Source organism: Amnimonas aquatica (genome assembly GCF_002943415.1).
Classification (GTDB): Bacteria; Pseudomonadota; Gammaproteobacteria; order Pseudomonadales; family Moraxellaceae; genus Perlucidibaca; species Perlucidibaca aquatica_A.
In genome coordinates, this window is sequence record NZ_PTQZ01000090.1 from 1 (window position 1) to 6,667 (window position 6,667).

General features: G+C 58.7%; 6 protein-coding genes and 1 pseudogene. 6 read left to right on the plus strand and 1 reads right to left on the minus strand.

The window, feature by feature from the left end; all coding sequences use genetic code 11:
- Positions 1-103: 103 nt before the first annotated feature.
- Both C5O18_RS05025 and C5O18_RS05030 read left to right on the plus strand, forming a co-directional pair.
- Positions 104-409, plus strand: a complete 306-nt coding sequence (locus tag C5O18_RS05025) for an acyl-CoA dehydrogenase family protein (RefSeq protein ID WP_206389731.1) — start codon at positions 104-106, stop codon at positions 407-409.
- Positions 410-452: 43 nt separating this feature from the next.
- Positions 453-1,385 (plus strand): annotated as a pseudogene (locus tag C5O18_RS05030) (IS5-like element ISPa35 family transposase).
- Positions 1,386-1,591: 206 nt separating this feature from the next.
- On the opposite strand, the gene C5O18_RS05035 reads toward C5O18_RS05030, so the two are convergent.
- Positions 1,592-2,674, minus strand: coding sequence for a transcriptional regulator CypR (locus tag C5O18_RS05035; RefSeq protein WP_241146745.1), 1,083 nt, complete (start codon positions 2,672-2,674; stop codon positions 1,592-1,594).
- A 108-nt stretch (positions 2,675-2,782) separates the two neighbouring features.
- Here C5O18_RS05035 and C5O18_RS05040 point away from each other — a divergent pair, with 108 nt between their 5' ends.
- The 4 genes from C5O18_RS05040 to C5O18_RS05055 all read left to right on the plus strand — a co-directional run.
- Positions 2,783-3,103, plus strand: coding sequence for a 2Fe-2S iron-sulfur cluster-binding protein (locus C5O18_RS05040; RefSeq protein ID WP_105192012.1), 321 nt, complete (start codon positions 2,783-2,785; stop codon positions 3,101-3,103).
- A 15-nt stretch (positions 3,104-3,118) separates the two neighbouring features.
- Entirely contained in the window at positions 3,119-4,534 is a 1,416-nt protein-coding gene (locus C5O18_RS05045) for a cytochrome P450 (protein WP_105192019.1), read from the plus strand.
- Complete coding sequence (locus C5O18_RS05050; protein WP_105192014.1) at positions 4,531-6,186, plus strand: GMC family oxidoreductase; 1,656 nt, start codon at positions 4,531-4,533, stop codon at positions 6,184-6,186. The genes C5O18_RS05045 and C5O18_RS05050 overlap by 4 nt, the downstream gene beginning before the upstream one ends.
- A gap of 120 nt (positions 6,187-6,306) precedes the next feature.
- The coding region (locus tag C5O18_RS05055) for an FAD-dependent oxidoreductase (protein ID WP_158249274.1) at positions 6,307-6,667 on the plus strand (361 nt) is incomplete at its 3' end.

The window sequence follows — 6,667 nt, forward strand, 5'->3', positions numbered from 1 at the left end:
TCAAGAACGAACTGAGGCAGCCTTTTTGGGAAAACAAAGACCGTGGGGTCAACTGAATGAATTTTGAAAGCGGCGATCGATGGCTAGCAAGAGGTGATAACTCGTGAATCTGGAGTTTACTCGGGAAGAGCTGGAGTTTCAGCAATCCATTCGTGACTGGATGCAGGTGAATGTGCCAGACGATATCAAGCGCTGCTCGGCGATTGGTGAGATGAGCGGCAAGGAACTCCAGCAAAAGTGGGAGCGTTTGCTCGGCAAGCAGGGCTGGTTGGCACTGACGTGGCCGAAACAGTATGGCGGGCCAGGCTGGACGGCGACACAGCGTTATATTTTTGATCTGGAGCGAGCCATGGCTGGCGCGCCCCCGACAAGTCCGTTCGGCGTGGCGATGGTAGGGCCGGTGCTTTAGGCGTTGTTGCACAAACGTCCCGAGTCTGTAGGCTAGCGCACCCATGACCAAGCCCGCTGCCGCCCAATACCGCACCACCAACTGGAAAGATTACAACGCAGCCCTCAAGGCCAGAGGCTCGCTCTCGGTCTGGCTGGATCGTGACATGCAATGGCACGGCCAGCCCACCGGTCGTCGCGGTCGATCACCGACGTTCAGCGATGCCGCCATCCAGTTCTGCCTGACCATCAAGGGGCTGTTCGGCCTGCCGTTGCGCCAAGTCATCGGTTTCGTGCAGAGCCTGATGCATCTGGCGGGATTGAATTGGCCCGTGCCTGACTACAGCACGGTCTGCCGCCGCCAGAAAACGCTGACCGTGAACATACCCTATCGCCCCAGTCGTGGTGGCTTGCATCTGCTGGTCGACAGCACCGGCGTGAAGATGCTGGGCGAAGGCGAATGGAAAACGAAGAAACATGGCTCGGAATACCGTCGGCAGTGGCGCAAGGTGCATCTGGGCGTTGATGCCGAGACGCTGGAGATCCGGGCCATCGAGGTCACGGACAACCGCATCGGCGACGCGCCGATGCTGCCTGAGCTGCTGACGTAGATCCCGGCGACTGAAGCCGTGGCGACGGTGAGCGGCGATGGTGCCTATGACACCAAGGCCTGTCATGCCGCGATTGCGGCACGCGGAGCCGCCGCCGTGATCCCGACCCGCAAGAATGCGCAGACCTGGAAAGGCAGCAGCGCGGGCGTCGAGGCTCGCAACGAAACCTTGCGATCAACCCGGCACCTGGGCCGGACGATCTGGAAGAAATGGAGTGGTTACCACCGGCGCAGCCTGGTGGAAACCAAGATGGGTTGCTTCAAGTTGCTGGGCGAGCGGGTCATGGCCCGAGATTTCGACCGCCAGGTGACGGAGCTTCAGGTGCGCGCGGCGATCCTGAACCAGTTCACGCGCTTGGGCACGCCACACACGATACGTGTGTCCTGAGCAGACTGGGGAAAGGGGTAGCTGCGCTCAGAGCGGCAATTGCGCAACAGCGCCTGGACAAGGTGTAACTGGATGTCATGGCCACCTCTATTTATTTTGTTTGAGCACAACAATGCATGATTGGTTGACCAACCAAATAATAATCCAAGGCATGTCAGATGGCAAAGCGTTTCTACCGGTCAGGCTGGGAGTTATTCAGAGCATTCTCAGGGGGCAGGTGGCAGGGAGTCTCGTGAACTGAAACGCTGCCTGTACTGCTCGGGCGGATGGCCGAACCAGCGTTTGAAGGCACGTCTGAAATTGGCGCTGTCGTGATAGTTCATCAACGCGGCGATGGCCTCGACGGACAGTTTGCTGTCACACAGGTAGCTCGCCGCCTGCTGGGACAGGATGTCGTCACGAATTTGACGAAAACTGCTGTGCTCCTGTTTCAGCTTGCGGGCTAGGGTGCGTTTGTTCATGAACAGGGAGGCCGCAGCTTCTTCTTCACTGAGCGTGCCGGGGGGGCGGGACAACATCATCTTCTTGAGCCGGGTCTGGTAGCTCGGTTTCTGGGTTTGAAGTTGCGCAAGCATGGCTTCGCACTGCTGCAGGGCCAGACGATAGTTTTCATGATTGGCGGAGGCGTTCGGTTCCTGGCACAACGTCATCGGCAGTTTAAGCGTCAACTGATTACAACCAAAGCGAATCCGCCCGGACAAATACTCGGAATAGATCGCGTGGTATTCGGGCGCCGGATGGGTAAAGCATATTTCAGCCTCATACAGAGGGCGGCCGACAATGAATTCGCCGAATTCGAGCAGTACCTTGATCATCGTGTCAGCCAGGCAGCGCTGGAGGTCGGCGTCTAGCGGTACCTGGAAATCCAGCCTGCATTCCAGGTGCTCTTCAACCTGCCGTAAATGCAACTGGATAACGCTGGCGCGGGTGGGCAGGAAGGTTTGTATCGCCCGTAGTGCGCTGAGCAGGTCCGGGCTGCTGGAAGCGGCAAAGCCCATCGCACCGTGGGTTGCCGGGGTCAGTCGCTTGCCCAGCCGCAATCCGAATGCCGGCTGGCCTGACAGCAATAGCGCGTTGCTCAGAATCCGTACCTGTTGAGCCGGCGTGATCATGCTGTCCTCGCTCAGGAACTGCACGACGTCAAGGCCGGTGCCTCGCAGTAAAACGGGCAATTGCCTAGTCGTCATGTCCAGCTCACGGGCGATAAGCCGCGAATAGTTCGACGGAATATTGGCTGCCAGATTTTGCCAACCATCTGCCTGTTGTGTCATTGGCGCGGCCCATTGCATAGGGGGAGATATTGTCTTTAAGTGACCCGCGCATGTCAAGAAATGACCTCGCTGTCATGCCGGCGTGGAATAACTATCCAAGCATAAGTTACTCGCAGGAGAGAGACATTGGGCAAGATCACCTTTATTGAGCATGACAACACCGAACATGTCACAGAATTCGAGGTTGGCACCACGTTGATGCAGATTGCCGCCGATAACGCCATTCCAGGCGTCGACGGGGATTGTGGCGGGGAGTGCGCCTGCGGCACCTGCCACATGATCATTGCGGATGAGTGGTTCGGCAAGACCGGATCGATCGGCGACGCTGAAGAGCAGATGCTGTCCATGACCCCGGAGCGGGCGAAAACCTCGCGACTGGGCTGTCAGGTCAAGACCACAGATGCAATGGACGGCCTCACCGTTCATTTACCCGAATTCCAGATGTAAGTATTGGAGAACGCCATGTCAACGAAATCAAGCGCAATTGATGCCGTCCAGACTAAAGTGATCAATGCCACATCCAAAGTAGTGCCAATGCACTTGCAAATCCAGGCACTGAAGATGGTGATGAAGGCAAAAAAGAAGATCATCGGCAGGCAGCGCCCCCTGCTCAATTTTGTCGAAACGCCTGTGCCCGATGTCAACACACTGGCGCTTGAAGACATCGACGTAAGCAACCCATTTTTGTACCGTCAAGACCAGTGGCGCGCCTATTTCAAGCGGCTACGTGATGAGGCGCCGGTGCACTACCAGAAGAAAAGTCCATTCGGGCCGTTCTGGTCGATAACGCGCTATGAAGACATTCTGTTCGTGGACAAGAGTCACGAGTTGTTTTCGTCCGAGCCGCAAATCATTTTGGGTGACCCCCCGGAAGGACTATCGGTAGAAATGTTCATCGCCATGGACCCGCCCAAGCATGACGTGCAGCGCCAGGCGGTTCAGGGTGTGGTGGCGCCCAAGAACCTGAAGGAAATGGAAGGGCTGATCCGCGAGCGCGCCGGGGAAGTGCTCGACAGCCTGCCTCTGGGCGTACCCTTTAACTGGGTGCCGGCCGTGTCGAAGGAACTGACGGGGCGCATGCTGGCGACGCTGCTGGATTTCCCTTATGAGGAGCGTCACAAGCTGGTTGACTGGTCGGATCGATTGTCCGGCGCAGCATCAGCGACCGGCGGTGAGTTTACAGATGAAGACAGCATGTTCGACGACGCCGCAGACATGGCGAGGGCTTTCTCCAAGCTATGGCGCGACAAGGAAGCACGTCGTGCAGCCGGCGAAGAGCCCGGTTTCGATTTGATCAGTATGTTGCAGAGCAACGAAGATACAAAGGACTTGATCAATCGTCCGATGGAGTTTATCGGGAATCTGGCGCTGCTTATCGTTGGTGGCAATGACACTACGCGCAACTCCATGAGCGGCGGTGTACTGGCTCTGAACCAGTTCCCTGAAGAATTCGCCAAACTCAAGGCGAACCCGGAGCTGATTCCGAATATGGTCTCGGAAATCATCCGCTGGCAAACCCCGCTGGCGAATATGCGCCGGGTCGCTACGCAGGATGTGGAGCTGCGTGGTCAGACCATCAAGAAGGGTGATCGCGTGGTGATGTGGTACGCCTCGGGCAATCGGGACGAACGCAAGTTCGAAAATGCGGATCAGCTCATTATTGATCGCAAGGAAGCCCGTAACCATATTTCTTTTGGTTACGGCGTTCACCGTTGCATGGGCAACCGTCTGGCCGAATTGCAACTGCGCATTCTCTGGGAAGAACTGCTCAAGCGTTTTGATAACATCGAAGTTGTTGGTGAGCCGGAACGTGTGCAGTCCAACTTCGTGCGGGGCTATTCCAGGCTGATGGTCAAGCTGACGGCAAAAAGTCAATGAGTCGTCCGAGCGGAGTGGAGTCCGAACACTTCGATTATGTGGTGGTCGGCGCGGGCTCGGCGGGGTGTGCGGTGGCCAACCGCCTGTCCGAGAGCGGTCACTATTCGGTACTGCTGCTCGAAGCCGGTCCGGAGAGCCGCCGCAATCCTTTCGTAAACATGCCGCTGGGCTTCCTGCAACTGATGTTCAGCCGCCGCTACAACTGGCAGTTCAATACCGAACCACAGCGTAACATGTACGACCGCGCGCTGTTCCAGCCGCGGGGCAAGATGCTCGGCGGTTCCAGCGGCATGAATGCGCAGGTCTATATCCGCGGGCATGCTTGGGACTACGACGAGTGGGCGCGGCTGGGTTGCGACGGGTGGTCGTACGCAGAGGTACTGCCGTACTTCCGCAGGTCCGAACATTTCGAGCCGAAACTGACGCCGGTCGAGGCAGCGTTTCACGGCCAGGGTGGTCCGCTCAATGTTGCCGAGCGCCGCTATACCAATCCGCTGAGCGCGGCATTCGTCGAGGCGGCGACACAGGCGGGGTACCGGCGCAATACGGATTTCAACGGCAGTGAGCAGGAGGGCGTGGGTTTCTACTATGCCTACCAAAAGGACGGCGCGCGCTGCAGCAATGCGCGCGCCTATCTCGAACCTGCCGCAGGGCGTTCCAACCTGACAGTCCGCAGCGGTGCGCATGTTACCCGTGTGCTGCTCGAAGGCACCCGCGCCACCGGTGTCGAGTACCGCAGCGCGACCGGGCTGGTGCAGGTCCGTGCCGAGCGCGAGGTTGTGCTCTGCGGCGGCGCGTTCAACTCGCCGCAACTGCTGATGCTATCCGGGATCGGTCCGCGGGAGGAGCTGTCCCGGCACGGCATCAAACTGCATCATGCGCTGGAGGGTGTTGGGCAGAATCTCCAAGACCATATCGACGTGTTCGTGCGCGTCAGAGCGCGCAGTCGCCAGAGCATCTCGATGCATCCGAGCTACTGGCTCAAGGGCCTGCGGGCCCTGCTGCAATACCTGAGTAATAGACGCGGAGTGCTGTCGAGCAACGGCGCCGAGGCCGGCGGGTTCATCCGTTCCCGGCCGGAGGAGCCGATACCCGACCTGCAACTGCACTTTGGGCCAATGTTGTACGCCGATCACGGGCGGGACTTGAGGACCGCAATGAGTGGTTATGGCTACATAGTCATGATCTACGGGCTCAGGCCATTGTCGCGTGGCCGCGTCGGTCTGCACAGTGCCGACCCGTTCGCGGCGCCGCTGATAGACCCCAACTACATGGCCGAGTCCGCCGACGTTGAGCAACTCGTTCGCGGGGTTCACCTGTTGCGCAGGATTCTGGCGCAGTCGGCCTTCGCCCCGCACCACGAGGTCGAGATGTCGCCTGGGCCGGCGCTGCAGAATGACGACGACCTCGCCGAATGGGTGCGGCGCAGCGGTGAGTCGGCATATCACCCTGTCGGCACCTGCAAGATGGGTGTGGATCCGATGGCGGTGGTCGATTCGCGTCTGCGCGTGCATGGACTGCAATGTCTGCGGGTGATTGATGCCTCCATCATGCCGACGCTGGTCGGCGGTAACACCAATCAGCCGGCGACCATGATCGGCGAGAAGGGCGCCGCGATGATGCTTGAGGATGCCGAGACCTCCGGCGGCTGAGAGCCGCGTGCGGGGTGTCGCGGGGCGCGGTTGACATCACCGTGTCAGCCGACCTTGTGCTCATCTCGGATGGCGACTCCTGAACAACCCGATCCCAAGGCACAGCTAAAGAGAGAGGCTATGGTAAACAAACGAAAAGAGACCACAGTCATCGTTGGCGGCGGGCACGCAGCAGGTGCGCTCCTGACAACCTTGCTGCAAAAAAAATATCAACATGAGGTGGTTCTGGTGGGCGAAGAACCCCATCCACCATATCAGCGACCGCCTTTGTCCAAGAATTACCTGGCAGGAGATGTTGATCAGGAGTCGCTGTACCTGAAGCCGCGCTCGGTGTACGAGAAGGCAGGCCATCAGTTGCGGCTCGGTGTGCGCGTCGAACAAATTGATCGAGACAACAAGACCATCAGCTTGTCGGACAAGAGCACGTTAAAATACGATCGACTGGTTCTGGCCACGGGCTCACACGTCCGACGTCTGAAAG